Origin of the sequence: Mycolicibacter heraklionensis (assembly GCF_001021505.1) — a bacterium.
GTDB lineage: Bacteria > Actinomycetota > Actinomycetes > Mycobacteriales > Mycobacteriaceae > Mycobacterium > Mycobacterium heraklionense.
This window is the reverse complement of sequence record NZ_LDPO01000006.1, coordinates 149,627-171,399: the sequence shown is the minus strand read 5'-3', so window position 1 is coordinate 171,399 and position 21,773 is coordinate 149,627. Positions and strand designations below refer to the sequence as shown.

Genomic DNA, 21,773 nt, shown 5'->3' with positions numbered 1-21,773 from the left:
CTCATCAAGCGTTTGCGGGTTCGTACAGCTCGTCACCGGGGTGACGGCCGACGTGCGCCTCAGCCCGCAGCCGATCGACCATGTGCGGGTAGTGCAGCTCGAAAGCCGGACGCTCCGAACGGATCCGGGGCAGCTCGGTGAAGTTGTGCCGCGGCGGCGGGCAGCTGGTCGCCCACTCCAGGGAGTTGCCGTAGCCCCACGGGTCGTCGACGGTGACGACCTCGCCGTAACGCCAGCTCTTGAAGACGTTCCAGGTGAAGGCGATCATCGACGACCCCAGAATGAAGGCACCAACCGTGGAGACGATGTTGAACGCGGTGAAGCCGTCGGTGGGCAGGTAGTCGGCGTAGCGGCGCGGCATACCCATGTTGCCCAACCAGTGCTGGATCAGGAACGTGGTGTGGAACCCGATGAAGGTCAACCAGAAGTGCAGCTTCCCCAGCCGCTCGTCGAGCAGCCGGCCGGTCATCTTCGGGAACCAGAAGTAGATCCCGGAGAACGTCGCGAACACGATGGTGCCGAACAGCACGTAGTGGAAGTGCGCAATCAGGAAGTAGCTGTCGCTGACGTGGAAGTCCAGCGGCGGGCTGGCGAGCATGACACCGGTCAGACCACCGGCCAGGAAGGTGACGATGAAGCCCAGCGCGAACAGCATCGGTGTCTCAAACGTCAGCTGACCCCGCCACAGGGTGCCGATCCAGTTGAAGAACTTCAGACCGGTCGGGATGGCGATCATCAGGGTCAGCAGCGAGAAGAACGGCAGCAGCACCGCACCGGTGGCGAACATGTGGTGCGCCCACACCGCGGTCGACAGCCCGGCGATGCTCAGGGTCGCGTACACCAGCGTGACGTAGCCGAAGATCGGCTTGCGGGCGAAGACCGGGAACACTTCGCTGACGATGCCGAAGAACGGCAGCGCAATGATGTACACCTCGGGGTGGCCGAAGAACCAGAACAGGTGCTGCCACAAGATCACGCCGCCGTTGGCGGAGTCGTAAACGTGCCCGCCCAGGTGACGGTCGACCGCCAAGCCGAGCAGCGCCGCGGTCAGCAGCGGGAAGACGATCAGCACCAGGATCGAGGTGACCAGGATGTTCCAGGTGAAGATCGGCAGCCGGAACATCGTCATGCCCGGGGCACGCATGCAGGCCACCGTGGTGATCATGTTCACCGCACCGAGGATGGTGCCCAAACCACCGACGGCCAGGCCCATGATCCACAGGTCACCGCCGGCGCCCGGCGAGTGCACGGCGTCGCTCAGCGGGGTGTAGGCGGTCCAGCCGAAGTCGGCAGCGCCACCGGGGGTGATGAAGCCGGCCAGAGCAATCGTCGCGCCGAACAGGAACAGCCAGAACGAGAAGGCGTTGAGGCGCGGGAAGGCCACGTCCGGGGCGCCGATCTGCAGCGGCAGCACCAGGTTGGAGAACCCGAACACGATCGGGGTGGCGTAGAACAGCAGCATCACCGTGCCGTGCATGGTGAACAGCTGGTTGAACTGCTCGTTGGACAGGAACTGCAGGCCCGGCACCGCCAGCTCGGTGCGCATCAGCAGCGCGAGCAGGCCGCCGATGAAGAAGAAGGCCATACAGGCGACGCAGTACATGATGCCGATCAGCTTGTGATCGGTGGTGGTGATCATCTTGTACAGCAGGCTGCCCTTGGGGCCCATCAACGCAGGGAAGGGCCGACTGGCCTCGAGTTCTGCGCGTGGGGGTGCTTCGGCGGTCAAGATTCCTCCAAACATGGGCATCCCGGGAAACTTGGTCGAATCCTAACCCCGAGCGTCGCCCCGCCGGTATAGGCCTCCTACAAACTGTCGTATTCGTCTCCTCGAGGAGTGCTCCGCCGTGGGTGTTAACGTCACGGCGTGACCAGGGTGGACCGGCGGGCGGTGTCCGCAGTAACGCTTGCCGTGACCTTGCTCACGGCCGCCGGATGCGGGGGCGATGCCTCAGAAACGTCCCCCACCTCGATCTCCACCACGACGACGATGGTCGCCGGCGCCGGTGTGCTCGGCAATGACCGACGCCCCGACGAGTCCTGCGCGGCGGAGCCGGCGCACCCGGACCCCGGGCCCTCGATGCGCTGGGCTCACAACGCGGCCGAGGTGGAACCGGCGAGCGTCGAGGTACCTGAGCAGGCGGAGCGCATCGTGGTGCTCTCCGGCGACCAGCTGGACACGCTGTGCGCCCTGGGTCTGCAGTCACGGTTGGTCGGCGCCGCGGTGCCGGACGGCTCCGAGAACCAGCCGTCCTACTTGGGTGCGGTAGTGCACGGTGTCCCTTCCGTGGGCTCGGCCAGCAAGCCCGATACCGACGCCATCGCCGCGCTGCACCCGGACCTGATCCTGGGTGCGCAGGGCCTGACGCCGGGATATGCGGAGCTGGCCGCGATCGCCCCCACCGTGTTCACCGGGGCGCCGGGCGCGGCGTGGGAGGACAACGTGCGCGGTGTCGGCGCCGCGACCGCGCGCACCGGCGCCGCCGACGACGTGCTCGAGAAGTTCAGCGCGGATGCCGCCGACACCCGCGAGGTCGCCGACGCGACCCACTTCCAGGTGTCGGTGGTTGCACTCACCGACAACAGCGTGCGGGTCTACGGGGCGTCCGGCTTCGCCGCCAGCGTGCTCAAGGCCGTCGGGGTGGACCGGCCGCCGTTGCAGCGGTTCACCGACCAGCCCTACCTCGAGATCCCCGCGAACGACGCCGATCTGGCCGGCCGAGCGGACTTCTCGGCGGCCGACGGCGACATCATCTACGTGTCCCTTACCTCACCGGCGGCTAAGGCCCGGGCAGCCACGGTGTTTGACAGCGTCGCCTGGCGACGGCTGGCGGCCAACCGGGACAGCCGGGTGTTCGTCGTCAACAACGAGGTGTGGCAGGCCGGGCAGGGACCGGTCGCCGCACGCGGCGTGGTCGAGGACCTGCGCTGGGTGAACGCGCCGATCAACTGAGCCGGCGCCGCTACTCCCGACGCCCGCGGTGACCGAACTCACCGCATTCGGACGAGCTTCGCAGCAAATAACTTTGCTAAGCTATGTTTTTACGAGTTGATGCATATCCGAAGAGGAACCTCCACTATGAGCACCGTTTCCGCCTATGCCGCCACCGCGCCCGACGCCCCGCTGAGCAAGACCACCATCACTCGCCGGGACCCCGGACCGCACGATGTCGTGTTCGACATCGCCTTCGCCGGCATCTGCCACTCTGACATCCACACCGTCAAAGCCGAGTGGGGCCGTCCGCAGTACCCCCTGGTTCCCGGCCACGAGATCGCCGGCGTGGTCACCGCTGTGGGGTCAGGGGTGACCAAGTTCAAAGTGGGCGACCGTGTCGGCGTCGGTTGCTTCGTCGACTCCTGCCGCGAGTGCCCCAGCTGCCTGGCCGGACATGAGCAGTACTGCACCGGCGGCGGCATGATCGGCACCTATGCCGGCGTCGGCCGCGATGGGCAGCCCACCCAGGGCGGCTACAGCGGCGCGATCGTCGTCGACGAGAACTACGTGCTGAGCATCCCGGACGAGATTCCCCTGGACGCCGCCGCTCCGCTGCTGTGCGCCGGAGTCACGACCTATTCGCCGCTGCGACACTGGAATGTCGGCCCGGGCAAGCGGATTGCGGTCATCGGCCTCGGCGGCCTGGGCCACATGGCCGTCAAGCTCGGCAAGGCGATGGGCGCCGACGTCACCGTGCTGTCCCAGTCGCTGAAGAAGATGGAGGACGGCCTGCGGTTGGGCGCCGAGCATTACTACGCCACCAGTGACCCGCAGACGTTCAAGCAGCTGCGCGGGAACTTCGACGTCATCTTGAACACCGTCTCGGCGAGCCTGGACCTGGGCGCGTACCTGAACCTGCTTACCCTGGACGGCACGCTGGTCGAATTGGGCATGCCCGAAGGATCCCTGGCGGTGCCGCCGGGCCCCCTGGTCCGGATGCGTCGCAGCGTGTCGGGCTCTCTGATCGGCGGGATCGCCGAGACGCAGGAGATGCTGAACTTCTGCGCCGAGCACGACGTACGCCCTGAAATCGAGGTCATCGAACCGGATTACATCAACACCGCCTATGAGCGGGTGCTGGCGTCCGACGTGCGCTACCGCTTCGTCATCGACACCGAGTCGTTGCGCACCATCTAGCACCCAGCGTTCGCCGAGCGTGTAATCAGACCGAAAAGTTCGCGAAATCCCCGGTCTCAGTGCACGTTCGGCGGTGGCTGCTCAGACGTAGCGGTTGCGCCCCGCTAGCGCACCCGCCACCGTCTGCACCAGGTAGACAGCCAGCATCATGAGCCACGGCACGGTCCACCCACCACTGACGTGGTGCAACAGGCCGAACAGGAACGGGCCGGCACCGGCGAGCAGGTAGCCGAAGCCCTGGGCCATCCCCGACAGGCTCGCGGTGTCCTGCGCGTCGCGGGCTCGCAGTGCAATCACGGTGAGCGCCAACGAGAACACGCTCATCCCCAGGCCCACCAGCACGCTCCACAGCAGTGGTGCGGCCGCCGGCGCGATCAGCAGACCGAGCATTCCGGCGATGCCGAGCACCCCCAGTCCGACGATCCATCCGCTTTGGCTGTCGCGGCGGGCGGCCAGCGGCGAGACGATCAAGCTGATCGGCACCGCGATCAGCGAGATCAGGCCGAGCAGCAGCCCGGCGCTCGTTTCGCTGGTTCCGTTGTCGATCAGCACCTCGGGCAGCCAGCCCATCACCACGTAGGCGAGGAACGACTGGGTACCGAAGAACAGCGTGACCGTCCAGGCCAGCCTGCTGCGCAGCAGCGACCGGCCTTTCGCCGTGGCCACGGGCGCGGCGGCCCCGGGCCGGTCGAATCCGCGAGCACCGATCACCCAGGCCGCCAAGGCCAGCAGCGCCAGCGCACTCCAGGCGCCCAGGGCTGAGCGCCAGCCGCCCAGCGCGTCGTCGAGGACCGGGGTGACCGCGGAGCCCAGCGCCCCTCCCCCTTGCAGTGCCGCGGTGTAGACGCCGGTCATCAGCCCGACCTGCGCCGGGAAGGATCCTCGGATGATCACCGGGATTAGCACGTTGATCAAAGCGATGCCGGCGGTCGCCACCAGTGTTCCGCCGAGCACCACCAAGGGCCCGTCCCAAACCCGGATCAGCAGTCCCGCAACAAGTATGAGCAGCGCCGCCGAAACCGTGCGCCCCAGCCCGATCCGCCGCGACAACCACGGCGCACCCAGCCCGGCGGCGGCGAAGCACAGACCGGGCAACGTGGTCAGGACGCCGGCCCAGGTGTCCGAGGTGCCCAATGCTCCACGCATCTCCGGGAGCAGGGGCCCCACACTGGTAATCGCGGGACGCAGGTTCAGCGCGGTCAAGACCACCGCAACGGTCAGCAGTGCGCCGCCGGCTGCCATAGTCGCGGGCCGGAATTCGGCGGCACCCTCAAGCTCCAGCTCGAGGTCGTGCTCGTACTGGCTGAGCGTTTCGGTGCGCGCAGTGCGGGCGGTGCGGGTCACCTAACGTAGGATCGCATACATCCTATGATTGGATGAAGGGAGGATGCTGTGCCGTTGGTCACCACCCGCCGCACCGGCTTGGTAGATCAGGTGATTGAGCAGCTTCGCGCCTCAGTGACTGGTGGGGAATGGCCGGTCGATACGCGAATCCCCACCGAGCCAGAGCTCGCTGACGCGCTGGGCGTCGGCCGCAATACCGTGCGTGAGGCGGTCCGGGCGCTCGCCCATAGCGGCATCCTGGAGGTCCGCCAGGGCGACGGAACCTACGTGCGCGCCACCAGCGAGGTGTCCGGCGCGGTACGTCGGCTGTGCGGCCCGCAGCTGCGCGACGTGCTCCAGGTGCGGCGTTGCCTGGAGGTGGAAGGGGCACGCCTGGCCGCGGCCGCCCGCACCGAGGAGGATCTGGCCGAGCTGCGCGCGCTGTTGGATCGCCGCGACAGCCACCAGCAGCAGGGCCGGCACGAAGACTTCGTCCGGGCCGACACCGATTTCCATCTCGCGGTGGTCCGCTGCTCGCACAATCCGGTGTTGACCGAGCTGTACTGCGGGCTCACCGAGGTGGTCATGGCCAGTGTGGCCACGACGAGCGCGAAACCGGTGGAGGCGGACCAGATCCGGCACCGGGGCTTGGTGGAGGCGATCGCCGCCGCCGATGTCGAGGCGGCCGGGCGTGAGGCGGGCGGATTCCTCGACGAACTGCTGGACCAGCTACCGCCCCGTTGAGATGCTCAGTCGCGCCGGAGCCCCAACACTCGCAACAGTTCCGGTCGCCGCAAGATGAGGCCGATCCACATCAGCACTCCGACATATACCCCGGATAGCACGAAGCCCGCCAGCGGCTTGTCGGCATGCAGGTTGATGGTGACCGCCCCGCCCAGGTAGGCGGTCAGGCCCAGCGCACCCAGCACCGCGGTGCGCGGGATCAGGAAGACGGCCAGACACACCAGCAGAACCCAGCCGATCACCGCGGTCTTGTCTGGCGAAAAACCGAGCGCTTCGGTGGCTTCGCGGGCAAACGGCACGCCCAGGATCTTGGGGATGCTGTCGAACGCGAAGAAAAGCCCCAGCAGAGCGGTGATCGCGGCTCCGGTGATCCACGCCCGGGAACGTCGCGGTGTGGTGGGGTCGGCGTTTGTCGTCATCGTGTCTCCCTCAACTCGACGGTGATTGTGAAGCGATAGGTTCTTGCGCGCGCAAATACACCGCGGTGTAGCCGAACAGGATCACCGCCGTGGCCACCAGGAGCAGCAATCCCACCGCGTAGCTGTTGCGGGCCGGATCGTAAGTTGCGCCCATCACCAGCGGCGGGAAGTAGCCTCCCAAACCGCCGACCGCGGCGACGATCCCGGTGACCGAGCCGACGGAACCGGCCGGGGCACGGCGCGACACCCAGGCGAACACCCCGCCGGTGCCGATGCCGAGCGCGACCGCCAGCGGCAGAAACGTCAGACCCGACCAGATATCGGCGGGCGGTTTGAATACCGAGATCAGTGTCTGCACGGCGATACCGGCCAGCGAGGCCAACACGACGTACTTGGGCGCGATGTGGTCGGCCAGTGTTCCGCCGAGCAGCCGGGCCAGCACCGCGGCCAGCGCGAACGCGGCGGTGCGCTCCCCCGCGCCGACCGCGGAGAAGTCGTAGACCGTCTTGATGTAGATGGGCAGGTAGCTGCAGAAGGCCACGAAGCCGCCGAAGACCAGCCCGTACAGCAGCGACATCTCCCAGGTGACCCGCAGCCGTGCGGCGGATTTGAGCTTCGGCAGCACCGGGGTGGTGTTGGGCACGAAGCGCGGGCCGTTGTGCATCAGCACCACACACAGCAGCGCCGAAACCGCCAGGGCCCCCGCAACTATGAGATGGGTGGTGAACAGCCCGAACCACCTGACGAACCGCGGGGTGAAGAACGCCGACACCGCGGTACCCACCATGCCCATGCCGAACACTCCGGTGGCGAAGCCGCGGCGTTCGGGGGCAAACCAGTTGTTGGCGAACGGGATTCCGATCGCAAAGACGGTGCCGGCCACGCCGAGGAAGAACCCCGCCGCCAGCATCAGCGGATAGGAACCGATCTTTGCCGCATACCCGACCACCAGTACCGGGGCAATCGAGGCCAGCGAGACCCCGATGAACATGGTGCGGCCCCCGAAGCGGTCGGTCATCAGTCCGGTGGCAATCCGGCCCAGCGCGCCGACCAGGATCGGGGTGGCCACCATCAGCGCCTGGGCGGTGGTGCTCAACTTCATCGCGGCGGTGTATTGCGTCGACAGCGGGCCGATCAACGTCCACGCCCAGAAGCAGATGACCGAGACACCGGTGGCCAGCAACAGGTTGACGAACTGCTGGGTTCGGGTTTCCGGGTTGGCGACAACCGTCATTCGGCTATGTAAGCACGGTACTGGTAGCGGAGCGGGGTAATCCGCCGGGAAATGTTGGCGCTCCGCCTGTTTCAGCTGGTACGCGACCCTACTGCGGCGCCCCCGGTTGACCGACGCTACCGGGAGACCCGTTCTGGTCACCTCCACTACCTGCGCTACCACCAGCCCCGCCCGCACCGCCGTGCAAGTCGTCTGTCGGGCCAATGTTGTAGTTGACGGCGGAGCCCCCATCGCCGCCGTCGCCGCCATCACCGCCTATGCGCTCTGCGCTGCCGCCATCTCCGCCGGCGCCGCCGTTGCCACCGGTCACGTTGAGGCCGCCGTAGGGGCTACCCACACCGCCTCTGCCGCCTAGGCCGCCGTGGCCGCCGATATTGCCTGCGGCACCGCCGTTGCCGCCGTTGCCACCGCTGCCACCGACCGCGTTGTTACCCCAGCCATAGCCGCCGTTGCCGCCTGCGCCGCCGCCCCCGCCGGTGTCAATGCCGTAACCGCCGTCGCCGCCGCCACCGCCCCGGCCGCCGACGTGGTCAGGGCCGTTCAGACCGTTGCCTCCGGCACCTCCTGTTCCACCGTCACCGCCGGTAACACCGGTGCCGCCGTCGCCACCGTTGCCTCCGTTGCCGACGATCTCTGGATCCGCGCCGGACACGTCGCTGTTGGCGCCGGCACCACCGTTGCCGCCGTTACCCCCGCGCCCGACTGATCCGGCATTGCCGCCATGCCCACCGTTGCCGCCGTTGGTGCCTGGTGCCGCATTGGGGTCGGTCCGCGCGTTATAACCCGCTCCGCCGTCACCGCCGTTACCACCACTCGTGGCCTCACCACCAGCGGTGCCAGCCACCCCGCCGGGACCACCAGCCGCTCCACCAGCACCCGCGATACCCGGGTCACCACCATGCCCGCCGGCGCCGCCATCAGCGTGGGTGGCATCGCCATCGCCACCGCGTCCACCGTAACCGCCGGGCCCGGCGTAACCGCCAGAGCCACCCGTGCCGGCGGGCGCCGTCGACCCGACCGCGCCAAGCAGACCGCTCGCGCCGCCGACCCCCGCTTTGCCGCCCGCGCCGCCTGCCGCGCCGTCACCACCGTTGCCGGCAGTCCCACCGACTCCACCGGCTACTGAAGCGTCCTGACCATGGCCGCCGAACCCGCCATGACCACCAGCGCCGCCGTTACCGCCGGCGCCCCCGTTGCCGCCTGATCCCAACAGCCAGGCACCACGGCCACCAGCACCGCCGTTGCCGCCAGCGCCGCCGGCGGTGCCGTCGCCGCCGTTCGCACCTGTGTCTCCGGACGCACCGATTGCGCCCGCACCTCCGCGGCCACCCGCGCCGCCCGCACCACCGTTGCCGAAGAGCATGCCCACACCGGCACCACCGATGCCGCCATCTCCACCGTCGATCCCCGACGGCCCGATTCCGCCGTTGCCGCCGTTGCCGCCGATGCCCATCAGCCAGCCGCCGGCGCCGCCGTCACCTCCATCACCTCCGTCAACGCCTGTGCCACCAGCACCGCCGTTGCCGAACATTCCCAGGGCCGAACCACCCACGCCACCAAACCCGTCGGCGCTGGTGCCGCCGGCGCCGCCGTCGCCGAACCACAGGCCGCCGTTGCCGCCCGCTGCGTCGGCCAACGAACCACCGCTGATTCCGGGAGCGCCGTTGCCAATCAGGTCTTGCCCAAACAGCAACTGCGGCAGCGGGTTGATCAGGTTGTCGTTGACCCAAGCCCCGAAATCACTGGCAATCCAGCTCTGCTGCAGCTCGTGGATCGGCATGTAGAACCATGAGTTGTACAGATCAGCCAGGAAGTCCGGTGTCGTCGTCGGGGGCCCGGGGACCAAGTCCGACCACCAGTCCGGCAGATCGCCAATGACATCCGCCGATCCCGGACCATCGACTCCCGACAGATCAAACCAGTCGAAATCCTCCGCCTGCGCAGACGGCGCGACCGCCACCGGCGCCACTCCGAAAGCCAGGAACGCACCGATGGCAGCCACGGCGCCCGATGCGCGCGAACCTGCTGTACCCACCCGGCCAGGGCAACGCTGCCCGTAACGACGACTCGTCGGAACGGCCTTCCTTGAAGATCCTTGGATTCAGCTGTGGCGAACCTGGGTGCACCACAATTCCGATGAATGTAACACTAGTAGGGCAGACACCCGCGGCCATTGTCCGGTTAGTGGTACAGGTGCCCACGCGCCCCGGACACACCGATCCCGAGCGGGCTGCTGCGTGGGCGCAGCGACGCATAGACGTCGGCTTCCGAATCCGCACGCTGCGAACCGAACTCGGCATCACTCAAGAAGCCCTGGCGCTCAAGTCCGGGGTTACCCGCAATGTCTTGATCGACGTAGAGCATGGCCGGCGCAGCCTGCTCTACGAGCGGCTATTCGACCTGGCCGATGCACTTGGGGTTCCAGTCAGCGAACTGATGGAAGGCTCGTAGGACCAGGCTACTAGCCTGGCGTTCAGAGTCGGTACGGACCAAGAATCGACCAGTCCTGGGAGGCCTCTGTGATCCAGCACGCCGCGCTGCGCATGCCATCTGTGCTGCAAGAAGAGTTCGCCGACCAAGCAGTAGAGCTACTCCGTCAATACCGGCAGGAGTACACGGGCTGGCATTTCGAGACACTCGGCCATCCGTGGAACGATCCGGCGACGGTCAACACGGTGACAGCCGCTGACCTGCTGGCACTGAACACCCTGTCTGTCCAGGGATCTGCATGGGCATCCATTGCGATCCTTGGCACCGATCTTGCCCAAGAGTTCACCGAACTTCTCGAGCAGATCAGCCCCGATCTCGACTTGGTCGACGCAACCGACGCCCACCTTGGACAAGGCTCACCCGCGGATCGCTTGTGGAAGTTATGCCGTCCCGATGGCGCCCGCTGGAAGCACTTCGGGCCAGTGACGACGAGCAAGCTGCTGGCTCGCAAGCGGCCCCGATTGCTGCCGATCTACGATTCTGTGGTCGGCGCTCAGTACGGCCTCAAAGATGCACGCGGGTTGTGGTTCGGCATGCGTGAAGCGCTCCTTGCGGATAACCGGCGACTGCATAACCACGCGGTCGAACTCCACCGCGCTGCGGACCTACCTGAAACCGTCACACCCTTGCGTGTCATCGACATCGTCGTGTGGATGCACGGATCGCTAACCCAGCCGGACTAGAACTCCCAGTCCTCGTCTTCGGTGACGACGGCCTTGCCGATCACGTACGACGACCCGGAACCGGAGAAGAAGTCGTGGTTCTCGTCGGCGTTGGGCGACAGCGCCGACAAGATCGCCGGGTTCACGTCGGTCTCCTCGCGCGGGAACAGCGCCTCGTAGCCCAGGTTCATCAACGCCTTATTTGCGTTGTAGCGCAAGAACTTCTTCACGTCCTCGGTCAGGCCGACATCGTCGTACAGATCCTGGGTGTACTCGACCTCGTTCTCGTAGAGCTCGTAGAGCAGGTCGTAGGTGTACTCCTTGAGCTCGGCCCGCTTCGCCTCGTCGACGAGGGCCAGGCCGCGCTGATACTTGTAGCCGATGTAGTAGCCGTGCACCGCCTCGTCGCGGATGATCAGCCGGATCATGTCGGCGGTGTTGGTCAGCTTGGCCCGGCTCGACCAGTACATCGGCAGGTAGAAGCCCGAGTAGAACAGGAAGCTTTCCAGCAGGGTGGAGGCCACCTTGCGCTTGAGCGGCTCGTCACCCCGGTAGTACTGCATGACGATCTCGGCCTTGCGCTGCAGGTTGGGGTTCTCCTCCGACCAGCGGAACGCGTCATCGATCTCATTGGTGGAACACAGCGTGGAGAAAATCTGGCTGTAGCTCTTAGCGTGCACCGACTCCATGAACGCGATGTTGGTGTAGACCGCCTGCTCGTGCGGGGTCAGCGAGTCGGGAATCAGGCTGACCGCCCCGACCGTGCCCTGGATGGTGTCCAGCAGCGTCAGCCCGGTGAACACCCGCATCGTGAGCTGCTTCTCGTGATCGGTCAGGGTGCCCCATGACGGCAGGTCGTTGGAGACCGGCACCTTCTCCGGCAGCCAGAAATTGCCGGTCAGGCGATCCCAGACCTCGGCGTCTTTGTCGTCTTGCACCCGGTTCCAGTTGATCGCGGACGTCCGGTCGATCAGCTTCACACCCTCAGCCACCAGAACCTCATTTCATCCGCCAGCACCTAGGCCACAAACACTACCCCTGGTGTCCGACAATCCCCCTCAACACAAGAGGTTGTGTCTGCGTGTCGTGTCAGCCGACTCCGGAAAAGTGGTACTCGGAGGGCCGCAACGAGCGGGTGGACCGCCAATACTGCCAGGTCATGCCGCTCCACAGAGTCCGGTTGACACCGTGCTCGTCGAGATACCAGCTGTTGCAGCCGCCGGTGATCCACACCGATCCGGCGAGCTTGTCCTGCAACTCCGCGTTGTAGCGGTCCTGGGCCGCGCGGGTGGGTGCCAATGCCTGCGCGCCGAGCTTGTCGGTCGCGGCGATCGCCTGCGCGACGTAGCGGATCTGCGACTCGATCATGAACACCACCGAGGTGTGGCCGAGCGCGGTGTTGGGACCGAGCAGGAAGAACAGATTGGGCATGTCGGCCACCGCGATGCCGTGATGTGCGACCACACCCTCACGGTTCCAGCGGTCCCCCAAGTCTTCGCCGTGCGGACCCTTCACCTCGACGTAGGTGTAGGAGTCGGTGACGTGAAAACCGGTGGCGCCCACGATGACGTCGACGGGACGCTCGACGCCGTCGGCCGTGACGATCCCGGTCGGAGTGATCCGGGTGATCCGCTCGGTGATCAGCGTCGTCTTCGGGTCGGCTACCGCCTGATAGTAGTTGGGCGAGTACAGGATTCGTTTGCAGCCGGCGCGGTAGCTCGGCGTGAGCCGACGACGCAGCTCCCTGTCGCGCACATTGCGCCTGATGTTCCACTTCGCGACCAGTTCGACGGCACGCAACAGGCTGGGCCGCTTGGTCATCGCGTAGCCCAGGCCTTCCAGCCACCAGTAGATCCCCCAACGCACCGCCAGCCGCAACCCCGGGACCGTCGCGAACGCTTTGAGCAGCGCCCGCGGGAAGGGCGCGTTGGGCCGCGGCACCACCCACGGCGGGGTGCGCTGATACAGCTGCACCTGCGCGACGTCGGCGTTGCGTACCAGTTCCGGAACGATCTGGATGGCACTGGCGCCGGTGCCGATCACCGCGACCTTCTTGCCGGCCAACTCGACGCTGTGATCCCACTGGGCGGAGTGGAACATCGCACCCTCGAACTGCTCTATCCCCTCGATCTCAGGCAGGCGCGGGATGTGCAGGCCACCGGCGCCGGAGATGACGAACTGCGCGACGTACTCCCGTCCGGAGTCGGTGAACACATGCCAGCGGTATTCGCCGTCGTCCCAATGCGCGCGCTCGACGCGCTCACCGAACCGGATGTGGCGGCGCAACCCGTACTTGTCGGTGACGCCCTTGAGGTAGTCGAAGATCTCCGGCTGCGGCGAAAACAGCTTGCTCCACGTGGCCTTCGGCTCGAACGAGAACGAGTAGAGATGCGACGGCACGTCGCAGGCGCATCCGGGATAGGTGTTGTCGCGCCAGGTCCCGCCGATCTCGTCGGCCTTCTCCAGGATGAGGAACTCCACGCCCTGCTTCTGTAGCGCGATAGCCATGCCCAGGCCGGAAAACCCGGTCCCGATGATGAGCGCCCGGGTGTGCACCGGTGCACGTTGTCCGGTGTCCTCGGCGGTGGGGTCGGCCAGGGTCATCGCGCATCCCTCCCTTCAGGGGTATCGATGTTCAGTGTGTTTGCCGGACCTGAGTCCGTCAACGGCGCGGCCACCCCACTTGAGGGCGTCTTCTGCTTGACCTGAAATTTCTCCCGCGTCGGCGATACCCTCAAGCCTCACCATCACTGTCGAGGCGGTCCCGTAGTTGATATCCGTGCGTCGCATCCAAACGGCCCTCGCCGCGGCCCTCCTGGCCGTTTCAACCCTGACCGGCGCCGCCAGCGTGCCTGCGGCCAATGTCGTTGCCGCCCCGCCGATCCCGGCCCCGCAGGTGATCCAGCTGGCGACGATCACCCTCGTCAACGCCGAGACCAGCGATGTCGCCACCCAGGTTTTCGGGGTGGCAGACTCCGATCTGTACAACCTCAACCAGTCCGACCTCGTCGCCCAGCTCAGCGAGATCCGCGACCTCGGGGTCACCGATCTGCGGCTGGGCGTGCCGTGGCTCTACATTCAGCCCACCGCCACCAGCTATGACTGGGCCCAGATGGACAACGTCATCAACACGGCGCATTCGATGGGCTTCACGATCACCGCCGCGATCACCGGCAACCCCGCCTGGGACGGCCCCCTCATCTCGGGCGCACCCGACCCGACCGCCTATGCGAACTTCGCCGCCGAGGTCGCCGAACGCTACGGCGCCGAGATCTCGTCGTATGAGATCTGGAACGAGCCCAACGGGGTGATCTTCTACGCCCCGGTCAGCGCCGAGACCTACACCACCGTGCTGCAGGCCGCCTACACCGCGATCAAAGCGGCCGACCCCGACGCCACCGTGCTGGCGGGAGCGTTGGGCGCCACCACCACCATCGCCGGGCTCAGCGTCAGTCCCCAAGAGTTCCTGGAGCAGATGTACGCCAGCGGGGCGCACGGCTATTTCGACGCGGTGAGCTACCACCCCTACCACTACACGCTGCCGTTCTCCGCGGGCCTGGGCGTGACCAACTCACCTCTGGAGCAGGTCCAGGCACTGAATGCGATCATGGCCGCCAATGGTGACGGCGATCTGAAGATCTGGGCCACCGAGTACGGCAATGCCACCACCCCGGTGTTCGGTGTGAGCGAGACCGTGCAGGCCAATTTCCTCGAAGACTTCCTGATCGCCTGGTCCAAGCTCCCCTTCGCCGGGCCGGCGTTCGTCTACAGCGCGCAAGACCTGGTGACCGGGGCGCTCAACCACGAGGGCAACTTCGGGCTGTTCACCGACGACGGCACGCCGAAGCTGGCTGCCGAGGTGCTGGCCAACCTCATCGCCGCGAACGCCAACGGCACCCTGCCGGACTACGCCGCCCCCCTGCTGCCCGACGCCGAGGTGGTCTACCTCCAGCTGGCCACGATGGTCGCCGGCGTGATCAACCAGGGGCTGATCATCCCCAACGCCATCGTCGCGGCGATCTACCAAGTGCTGCCGGAGCCGCTGCAGCAGGCGTTCACTGCGCTGTCCGACTTCATCACCGCGACCACGACCCAATTCCTGGAGGCCACCAAACCACTGGTCGTGGACACCATCAGCGTGTTGCTCGACCTCGGGTTGTAAAGGTCCAGCACTCAGCGTGTCGCCCGCTCGGGTTCGCCGGACCCGTCCGCCGGATGATCAGGCGACCGGTCGACTCCGGACCGCCGCCTGGATCGGCTGATCGGGGTCCATCACGATGCCGAGGTTCTGGGCGGTGCCGCCGACGACACTGATCATGATCGTTGTCAGGTAGTCCACGAAGGTGTCGCGGGGCATGCGCCGCGGGCTGTCCAATTCCGGCCCAAGCCACCAGTCCGTGGCCGAGGTCGCACTGCCGAAGGCCGCGAATGCGGCCAGATCCAGCGCGCCGCGGTTGAGGTCCAGGTCCTGCAGTTCGTTGTTGATCATCTCGGCCATCGCCAGCGTGATGGTCCGGCCTTCGTTGAGTGCCCGCATCCTCGACTCGGCCTGCGCTCGCGCCCGCCCCTGGATGAAGAACCGCAGCACATTGGGGTGCTCGTCGACCAGGGTGACGTACTCTTCGACGCTGCGCTGGACGATGTCGCGCAGCGAGTTGGTGGCGACGTCGATCGAGGCGAAGATCGCCGTCCACAGGTCGTCGCGCAGCCGAGCCCCGACGGCCTCGAACAGGTCGTCCTTGTCGGCGAAATGCCGGTAGATCTTGGGCTTGGCGGTACCGGCTTCCTCGGCGATCTCGCGCACGCTCACTTCAGGGCCGAGCCGGTCGATGGACCGGAAGGCGGCGTCGACGATCTCGCTGCGGACCTTCTTGCGGTGTTCGCGCCAGCGCTCGCTGCGCGCGTCGACCTTCTGCCCGCCGTTTTCGGCCGGCTTGGGTCTCGTCGTTCCGCGCACGTCAAGCACCTTACAGCGTTGCCGCCGCTGACCTGGGCAGACCGGCCGTCGGCTAACATCGCGGCTGTGGTGCAGCGATTCGACCTTGCAGTTGTCGGCGGAGGTCCAGCAGGGTCGGCGGCCGCCTGGCAGGCCAGGCAGGCTGGCGCGAGCGTCGTCGTCCTGGACAAGGCTGAGTTCCCGCGGGACAAGCCCTGCGGTGACGGCCTGACCGCGCGCGCGGTCAGCTACCTGCAGAAAATGGGCCTGGCCGAGCAGATCGACAAGTTTCACCGGGTCAACCGGGTGAAGGTGTTCAGCCCAAGCGAGTGGGAGCTGTCGTTTCCGCGCCGGCCCGGCATGCCCGATCACGGCTACGTCGCCCGCCGCCCGGAACTGGACACGTTGCTGCTCAAGCACGCCGAATCGGCCGGTGCCGAGGTCCGGCAGTCCGCCGAGGCGACCGGACCGGTGCTCGACGACACCGGTCGGGTCGTCGGGGTGATGCTCAAGGGCGGCGAGAAGGTGCTGGCGGATGCGGTGATCGCCGCGGACGGCGCCTACTCCCCGATCAAGCGGGCGCTGAAGCTCGACTCGGACTACAACGGCTACTCCGCGATCGCGATCCGCGCCGAGATGCCCGCCGTCCGGCCCGACGTCGACTCCCTCGACATCTACATGAAGCTGGTCTTTCAGGGCGACCAGCTGCCCGGCTACGGGTGGGTGTTCCCGTTGGGTGACGGCCGGGTCAACATCGGCTTGGGCTACGTCAACAGCTACAAGAACTGGCAGGCCATCAACGCCACGCACTTCCTCGGCGACTTTCTCGAGACGTTGCCCCGCGAGTGGGAACTGCCGTCGATCACCGAACTCAAGCAGTCCAAGACCGTGCGGGCCTGGCGCCTGCCGATGGGCTTCACCGCGTGGCCGCCGTGGCGGCCCGGGGTGCTGTTCACCGGGGACTCCTTGGGTGCGGGCCGGCCGACCTCGGGCGCCGGGATCTCCAAGGCGCTGGAGTCGGGGCTGGCCGCCGGTGAGTGCGCGGTCGCAGCGTTGACCAACGGCGGGCCCGACGATTTCACCAACTACGCCCAGCGGATGGAAGCGGCCTGGGGCCGGGAGTACAAGCGCGGCCGGTTCTTTCACAAGCTGGCCGGTAAGCCGGCGCTGGCGAATGCCGGACTCAAGTTGCTGGACAACGCGCGATTCCGCGAAGTCATGCTTAACCGGCTGTACGCCAATTCCGAGGGACGGCCCGAGCACCGCTACTGACGTTGCCAACGGGAATCTAACGACGCGGCACGCCGGCGCGGCGTAGTACCCCTCGTCGACGCCTCACCGCCCGGTGAGTTTCGTCGTTGCCGGTCCAGCACCCGAATCCCCAAGCCCACCAGTGCTATTACGTTGCCGCTTCGGCCTCACGGCCGGTGACACCGATGCTGCCGCCACGGCGCTGGCAGCGGTGCGGTCACCCTGCGGCCAACGACCCGGACAGATTTATGGCTAGCCTTAACTAATTGTTTGGCTCGCCGAAATCAGGCTACGGTATGAAGCGCAACAACCCCAGCCGTATGAGGAGAAGCGCGCGATGTCCGTCTACCAACTTCCCGATTTGACCTACGACTACGGTGATCTTGAACCCGCGATCAGCGGTGAGATCATGGCGCTGCACCACGGCGCGCACCACGCCGCCTATGTCAAGGGCGCGAACGCGACGTTGGAACAGATCGGCGAGATGCGCCAGACCCGCGACTTCTCGCGGCTACCCGGGCTCGAGCGGACCCTGGCCTTTCACGTGGCCGGCCACAGCCTGCACTCGATGTTCTGGACCAACCTGTCCCCCGACGGAGGCGACCGGCCCGGCGGGGAACTCGCCGCCGCGATTGACGAGTTCTTCGGCGACTTCGATGCCTTTCGGGCGGAGATGACGGCGGCCACCGCCAGCGTGCAGGGATCAGGCTGGGGCGCACTGGCCTGGGATCCGTTTGGGGCGCGGTTGGTCGTCAACCAGATCCACGACCACCACATCACCGTGGTCCCGACCAGCACCCCGCTGCTGGTGTTCGACGCCTGGGAGCATGCGTTCTACCTCCAGTACCGCAACGTCAAGACCGATTACATCGAGCGGCTATGGTCGTTGGTCAACTGGGCCGACGTGTCCGAGCGGTTCGAGGCCGCCCGCGCCGCGACGCTGTTTACCGTCGACGAAGGCTAGATCGTGGCCGTTGATCCGATCGAGGCGATCAACTGGAACGACATCGCCGACCAACGGGACCTCGACGTGTGGAACAGGCTCACCGCGAACTTCTGGCTTCCGGAGAAGGTGCCGCTGTCCAACGACTTGCCCAGCTGGCACCGCCTGACTCCTGAACAGCAGACCCTGACGATCCGGGTGTTCACCGGGCTGACGCTGCTCGACACTATGCAGGGCACCGTCGGGTGCATCGAAATGCTTGCCGACTCCGCCACGCCGCACGAGGAAGCCGTCTATACCAACATGGCGTTCATGGAGTCGGTTCACGCCAAGAGCTACAGCTCGATCTTCTCCACCCTGTGTTCGACAGCCGAGATCACCGCAGCCTTCGCGTGGTCGCGTGAGAACACCTTTCTACAGCGCAAGGCCCACATCGTGCACGACTACTACCGTGGCGACGACCCGCTGAAGAAGAAGATCAGCTCGGTGATGCTGGAGTCATTCATGTTCTACAGCGGGTTCTATCTACCGCTGCATTGGTCGTCACGGTCAATCCTGACCAACACCGCCGACATCATCCGGCTGATCATCCGCGACGAGGCGGTGCACGGCTTCTACATCGGCTACAAGTTCCAGCGTGGCATGCATACCGCCTCCGAGCAGCGCCGCCGCGAGCTGGCGGACTTCGCGTACGCGATGCTCACCGATCTCTACGACAATGAGATCGACTACGCGCGTGACCTATACGGCCCGCTCGACATGACCGAACCGGTGCTGCCGTACATGCGCTACAACGCGAACAAGGCGCTGTCCAACCTCGGCCTGGACCCGTTGTTCCCGGCCGACGACTGTCAGGTACCGGCTGAGATCATGTCTGCCCTCGACCCCGGGGCGGCCGAAAATCACGACTTCTTCTCCGGTTCAGGAAGCTCATACGTCATCGGCGCTCAGCAACCCACGACTGACGACGACTGGGATTTCTGAACTCGCCGCCGCCGGTTTGCGTCAGCGTCGACCGCGCTGGACTCCACCCGGCTGGCGGGCGACCTTGCCCGCCGCTGCCCGGGCGGCCTGCTTGGCGAGGGTCTTCTCCCGGGCGGTGCGTTTCGGTGCCGGCTGGGACTGTCCCCGCGAGGAACCGGGCTTGCGGCCGCGCACGATGCCGACGAACTCCTCGACCAGCGTGGACTGCGATCCTTGGCTGAAGGCCAGCGACACCGGGCAGGTGGGCGCATCGGTGATCGGCCGGTAGGTGAGGTCCTTGCGGTGATATAGCCGCGCCAACGACTGCGGAACGATCAGTGCACCCAGCCCGGCAGCGACGAGTTCTATTGCGTCCTTGGTGGTTTCAGGACGAAAGTCGATCGACTTGCCGGGTGCATCAGCCCAGGCGACAACATCGTCGAGTGGGAGCAGTAGTGGCTCGCCACTGAGGTCCGCTGAGGTGATCTCATCAACGGCATTGAAGACGTGGTCCTTGGGCACCACGGCCACCGTCGTCTCCTCGTAGAGCGGAATGACCGCCAGTCCTGAGGTGTCGACCGGCGGCCGAAGCAGCGCCACATCGACGGTGCCCGCTCGTACCGCCGCGGGCGCGTCCGCCGCAGCGACGGTGTGCAGCAGCAGTGGGACGTCCGGATGGCGCTCCGCCCACACCCGAGCCCACTTCGCGGGCGTACCACCGGGGACGTAGCCGAGGGTGAGGGAAGGCGGGTTCACCGCATCAGGCTACCGATAGGCTGACGCCATGAGCAGGCCTAACGCACAGTCCATGAAACCCGCGACGGCCGCCAAGAAACTGGACGTGTACCTGCCCGCGACGCCCGCCGAGTTCCAAGAGAACGCGATCACCCGAAGCGAGCTCGCCGCCCTGCTGGCCGATCCGCCCCAGTGGCTCAAGGACCTGCGCAAGAACGGGCCGCACCCGAAGAACCTGGTGGCGGCCAAGCTGGGCATCTCGATCTCCGGTCTCACGCGTAGCGGCGTGAACAACGTGCTGACCACCGAACAGATCGGTCAGCTGCTCGAGGAGAAGCCGGAGTGGCTGGTCGCCGAACGTGAGAACTACCAGTCGGTGCTGCGCGAGCAGCGGCGCATCAAGGCGCTGCATTCCGAGCGGTCGCGCGAGGGCTGATCCTCACGCACTGGCGGTGTCCATCGGAAATCTGCTGTCTACGTTGCGAATTCGACGATAAAGCAGTTGAGTTCAGGGTCACCTACGTTCGGGGCACGGGCGCGCTGATCTTGTTTCGGGTAACGCTGATCTTGTTTCGGGTAATCTAGGGACCGATCAGGTCCTCACCAGGAAGGGATGCCATGCACGGCGAACGCCGCGTCACACATCTTCTGACTGTGGCTGCTATGGCGGTCGCCGCCATGGCGATCGCGCCCACCGCGGCGCCGCCGCTCGCACACGCCGGGATCTGCCCGGGCATCCTGGGCCCGATCTTCGTGCCCGGCCCCTGCGGCCCAGGCCTGCTGGGCGCCGTTGCCAATGATGTCATCGCCGGTGCCACCGCCGGTGCCGTCGGCGGTGCGATCGACCGACCACTCGCCAGCCACGATGAAATCGCCGCGCAGCAGACCGCTGGCCTTCCGCCCTGCTACGCCCCGTCGGGTCAACCGTTTTACACTGCCGCCGGAGAACCGTGCCCCGCGGGAATGGAACATCCCCCGGCCGCAAAGCCTGCACCTGCGCCCTAGCCGACGAATTCTGTGACGGGCGCACTGGCTGCTCGGCCCCGCTGTTTGGGCAAGGCGTTTGTCGAGTTTGGCGAAGCTTCAACTCCTGCGACACCTCTGTCGTGGGATACGAGCCGGTCACTTGCCCCTTCGAAAGTAACTAATCAGATGGCGGTGGCAGCTGCGCCTGCTCATCAAGGCAGTACGGACACGTGTCCCTAAAGGCGCCCTTGTTCGTGTGATAGCGCGTATGAGCGCTGCGTCGACTCGACGGCATTGGGCGACCCTTCCTCGCCGCTGACATCTTGGCGCGGGTCTCTTTGCTCGCGGTTCTCCCAAAATTTGGGTTTCCGGCGCCTTTCCTCATCTCGGAGAGCTTGGCCTTCGCCTCCGCCGACATTACGTGGCCGAAGCTGGGGTGGTCAGCACCAAACTTCCGGTAGTTCGGATTGTCAGGGCCGACGTTTGTGCCCTTACGTGCGGCTGACCATTTCGCCCGTTGCTCCGCAGAGTGCTCCCGTTGATAGAACGGATTCTCCTCGCCGAAGCGGCTAGGAACCTTACGACCGGTCGATCGGATCCTCGCTGCCTCCCGCATCTCCGCGGTCCATTCCACTCCTGTCGGCCCAAGTCCACCAGCAGCAATATTCAGCAAAGGATGCCCCTCATGCCGAAGGAGGGCTATCCAAGCGATCTCGGCCTCACCGAGCTCATCGAGGTCATCCGTCCAATCCAGCTGATCCACGATCACGCTGTCGCGATCCTGCTTACGCAACCAGTCGTAGAACGGGGTCTTCCTCCCGGCAGCGGCTTCCTTCAAATGCTGGCAAAGCCGTACTTGCGCCCTTTTCGTCGTGAGGCCGACATAACGATACCGCGAATCCGATCGCAGCCTGACCCCGTAGATCAGGCCTCCGCCCGGCGATTCGAGGGGCACCGCGTCCCGGCCTTCAGCGA

21 protein-coding genes are annotated in these 21,773 nt (G+C 66.2%); 10 read left to right on the top strand and 11 right to left on the bottom strand.

Annotated elements, in window-relative coordinates; translation table 11 throughout:
* Positions 1-4 precede the first annotated feature (4 nt).
* Positions 5-1,729, bottom strand: a complete 1,725-nt coding sequence (gene ctaD / locus ABW16_RS10125) for an aa3-type cytochrome oxidase subunit I (protein WP_047319089.1) — start codon at positions 1,727-1,729, stop codon at positions 5-7.
* 138 nt (positions 1,730-1,867) lie between these two features.
* Between ctaD and ABW16_RS10120 the strand changes: the two genes are divergently transcribed.
* Positions 1,868-2,953 (top strand): iron-siderophore ABC transporter substrate-binding protein, encoded by a 1,086-nt coding sequence (locus ABW16_RS10120; protein WP_047319023.1) that lies wholly within the window; start codon positions 1,868-1,870, stop codon positions 2,951-2,953.
* Between the two features lie 126 nt (positions 2,954-3,079).
* On the top strand, positions 3,080-4,132 hold the full coding sequence (locus ABW16_RS10115; RefSeq protein ID WP_047319022.1) for an NAD(P)-dependent alcohol dehydrogenase: 1,053 nt from the start codon (positions 3,080-3,082) through the stop codon (positions 4,130-4,132).
* Positions 4,133-4,213: 81 nt separating this feature from the next.
* On the opposite strand, the gene ABW16_RS10110 is transcribed toward ABW16_RS10115, so the two are convergent.
* Positions 4,214-5,374, bottom strand: a complete 1,161-nt coding sequence (locus ABW16_RS10110; RefSeq protein WP_047319088.1) for a CynX/NimT family MFS transporter — start codon at positions 5,372-5,374, stop codon at positions 4,214-4,216.
* Between the two features lie 150 nt (positions 5,375-5,524).
* On the opposite strand from ABW16_RS10110, the gene ABW16_RS10105 reads away from it, so the two are divergent.
* Complete coding sequence (locus ABW16_RS10105) at positions 5,525-6,199, top strand: FadR/GntR family transcriptional regulator (RefSeq protein ID WP_047319021.1); 675 nt, start codon at positions 5,525-5,527, stop codon at positions 6,197-6,199.
* A gap of 5 nt (positions 6,200-6,204) precedes the next feature.
* On the opposite strand, the gene ABW16_RS10100 is transcribed toward ABW16_RS10105, so the two are convergent.
* The 3 genes from ABW16_RS10100 to ABW16_RS26885 form a co-directional block, all read right to left on the bottom strand.
* Positions 6,205-6,618: a DoxX family protein gene (locus ABW16_RS10100; protein WP_047319020.1), complete on the bottom strand. Its 414-nt coding sequence runs from the start codon at positions 6,616-6,618 to the stop codon at positions 6,205-6,207.
* A 10-nt stretch (positions 6,619-6,628) separates the two neighbouring features.
* Positions 6,629-7,852, bottom strand: coding sequence for an MFS transporter (locus tag ABW16_RS10095; RefSeq protein ID WP_047319019.1), 1,224 nt, complete (start codon positions 7,850-7,852; stop codon positions 6,629-6,631).
* 88 nt (positions 7,853-7,940) lie between these two features.
* Entirely contained in the window at positions 7,941-9,854 is a 1,914-nt protein-coding gene (locus ABW16_RS26885; RefSeq protein WP_052956836.1) for a hypothetical protein, read from the bottom strand.
* A gap of 191 nt (positions 9,855-10,045) precedes the next feature.
* Between ABW16_RS26885 and ABW16_RS24315 the strand changes: the two genes are divergently transcribed.
* Complete coding sequence (locus ABW16_RS24315) at positions 10,046-10,303, top strand: helix-turn-helix domain-containing protein (protein WP_082134045.1); 258 nt, start codon at positions 10,046-10,048, stop codon at positions 10,301-10,303.
* A gap of 68 nt (positions 10,304-10,371) precedes the next feature.
* Positions 10,372-11,025: a DUF6308 family protein gene (locus tag ABW16_RS10080; protein ID WP_052956835.1), complete on the top strand. Its 654-nt coding sequence runs from the start codon at positions 10,372-10,374 to the stop codon at positions 11,023-11,025.
* Here the strand turns inward: ABW16_RS10080 and nrdF (ABW16_RS10075) are convergent.
* Together nrdF (ABW16_RS10075) and ABW16_RS10070 are read right to left on the bottom strand one after the other, a co-directional pair.
* A complete protein-coding gene (gene nrdF, locus ABW16_RS10075) occupies positions 11,022-11,996 on the bottom strand; it encodes a class 1b ribonucleoside-diphosphate reductase subunit beta (protein ID WP_412178194.1) in 975 nt (324 codons plus the stop codon). The genes ABW16_RS10080 and nrdF (ABW16_RS10075) overlap by 4 nt on opposite strands.
* Before the next feature lie 97 nt (positions 11,997-12,093).
* A complete protein-coding gene (locus ABW16_RS10070) occupies positions 12,094-13,608 on the bottom strand; it encodes a flavin-containing monooxygenase (protein ID WP_047319016.1) in 1,515 nt (504 codons plus the stop codon).
* A 175-nt stretch (positions 13,609-13,783) separates the two neighbouring features.
* Here ABW16_RS10070 and ABW16_RS10065 point away from each other — a divergent pair, with 175 nt between their 5' ends.
* A complete protein-coding gene (locus ABW16_RS10065; RefSeq protein WP_052956834.1) occupies positions 13,784-15,166 on the top strand; it encodes a cellulase family glycosylhydrolase in 1,383 nt (460 codons plus the stop codon).
* A gap of 57 nt (positions 15,167-15,223) precedes the next feature.
* On the opposite strand, the gene ABW16_RS10060 is transcribed toward ABW16_RS10065, so the two are convergent.
* Complete coding sequence (locus tag ABW16_RS10060) at positions 15,224-15,970, bottom strand: TetR/AcrR family transcriptional regulator (protein ID WP_082134033.1); 747 nt, start codon at positions 15,968-15,970, stop codon at positions 15,224-15,226.
* A 57-nt stretch (positions 15,971-16,027) separates the two neighbouring features.
* On the opposite strand from ABW16_RS10060, the gene ABW16_RS10055 reads away from it, so the two are divergent.
* From ABW16_RS10055 to nrdF (ABW16_RS10045), 3 genes are all read left to right on the top strand, one after another.
* Positions 16,028-17,212, top strand: coding sequence for an NAD(P)/FAD-dependent oxidoreductase (locus ABW16_RS10055; RefSeq protein ID WP_047319084.1), 1,185 nt, complete (start codon positions 16,028-16,030; stop codon positions 17,210-17,212).
* Between the two features lie 316 nt (positions 17,213-17,528).
* The gene (locus ABW16_RS10050) at positions 17,529-18,155 is read left to right on the top strand and encodes a superoxide dismutase (RefSeq protein WP_047319014.1); all 627 of its coding nucleotides are present in this window, start codon (positions 17,529-17,531) and stop codon (positions 18,153-18,155) included.
* On the top strand, positions 18,156-19,118 hold the full coding sequence (gene nrdF / locus ABW16_RS10045; RefSeq protein ID WP_047319013.1) for a class 1b ribonucleoside-diphosphate reductase subunit beta: 963 nt from the start codon (positions 18,156-18,158) through the stop codon (positions 19,116-19,118).
* A 21-nt stretch (positions 19,119-19,139) separates the two neighbouring features.
* On the opposite strand, the gene ABW16_RS10040 is transcribed toward nrdF (ABW16_RS10045), so the two are convergent.
* Positions 19,140-19,853, bottom strand: a complete 714-nt coding sequence (locus tag ABW16_RS10040; RefSeq protein ID WP_047319012.1) for a LysR family substrate-binding domain-containing protein — start codon at positions 19,851-19,853, stop codon at positions 19,140-19,142.
* 28 nt (positions 19,854-19,881) lie between these two features.
* Between ABW16_RS10040 and ABW16_RS10035 the strand changes: the two genes are divergently transcribed.
* Positions 19,882-20,268: a DUF5997 family protein gene (locus ABW16_RS10035; protein ID WP_047319011.1), complete on the top strand. Its 387-nt coding sequence runs from the start codon at positions 19,882-19,884 to the stop codon at positions 20,266-20,268.
* Between the two features lie 164 nt (positions 20,269-20,432).
* Here the strand turns inward: ABW16_RS10035 and ABW16_RS25995 are convergent, their stop codons facing one another.
* Entirely contained in the window at positions 20,433-20,696 is a 264-nt protein-coding gene (locus tag ABW16_RS25995) for a hypothetical protein (RefSeq protein ID WP_131721486.1), read from the bottom strand.
* A gap of 280 nt (positions 20,697-20,976) precedes the next feature.
* Positions 20,977-21,753 (bottom strand): NUMOD3 domain-containing DNA-binding protein, encoded by a 777-nt coding sequence (locus ABW16_RS24310; protein WP_082134031.1) that lies wholly within the window; start codon positions 21,751-21,753, stop codon positions 20,977-20,979.
* Between the last annotated feature and the right edge of the window lie 20 nt (positions 21,754-21,773).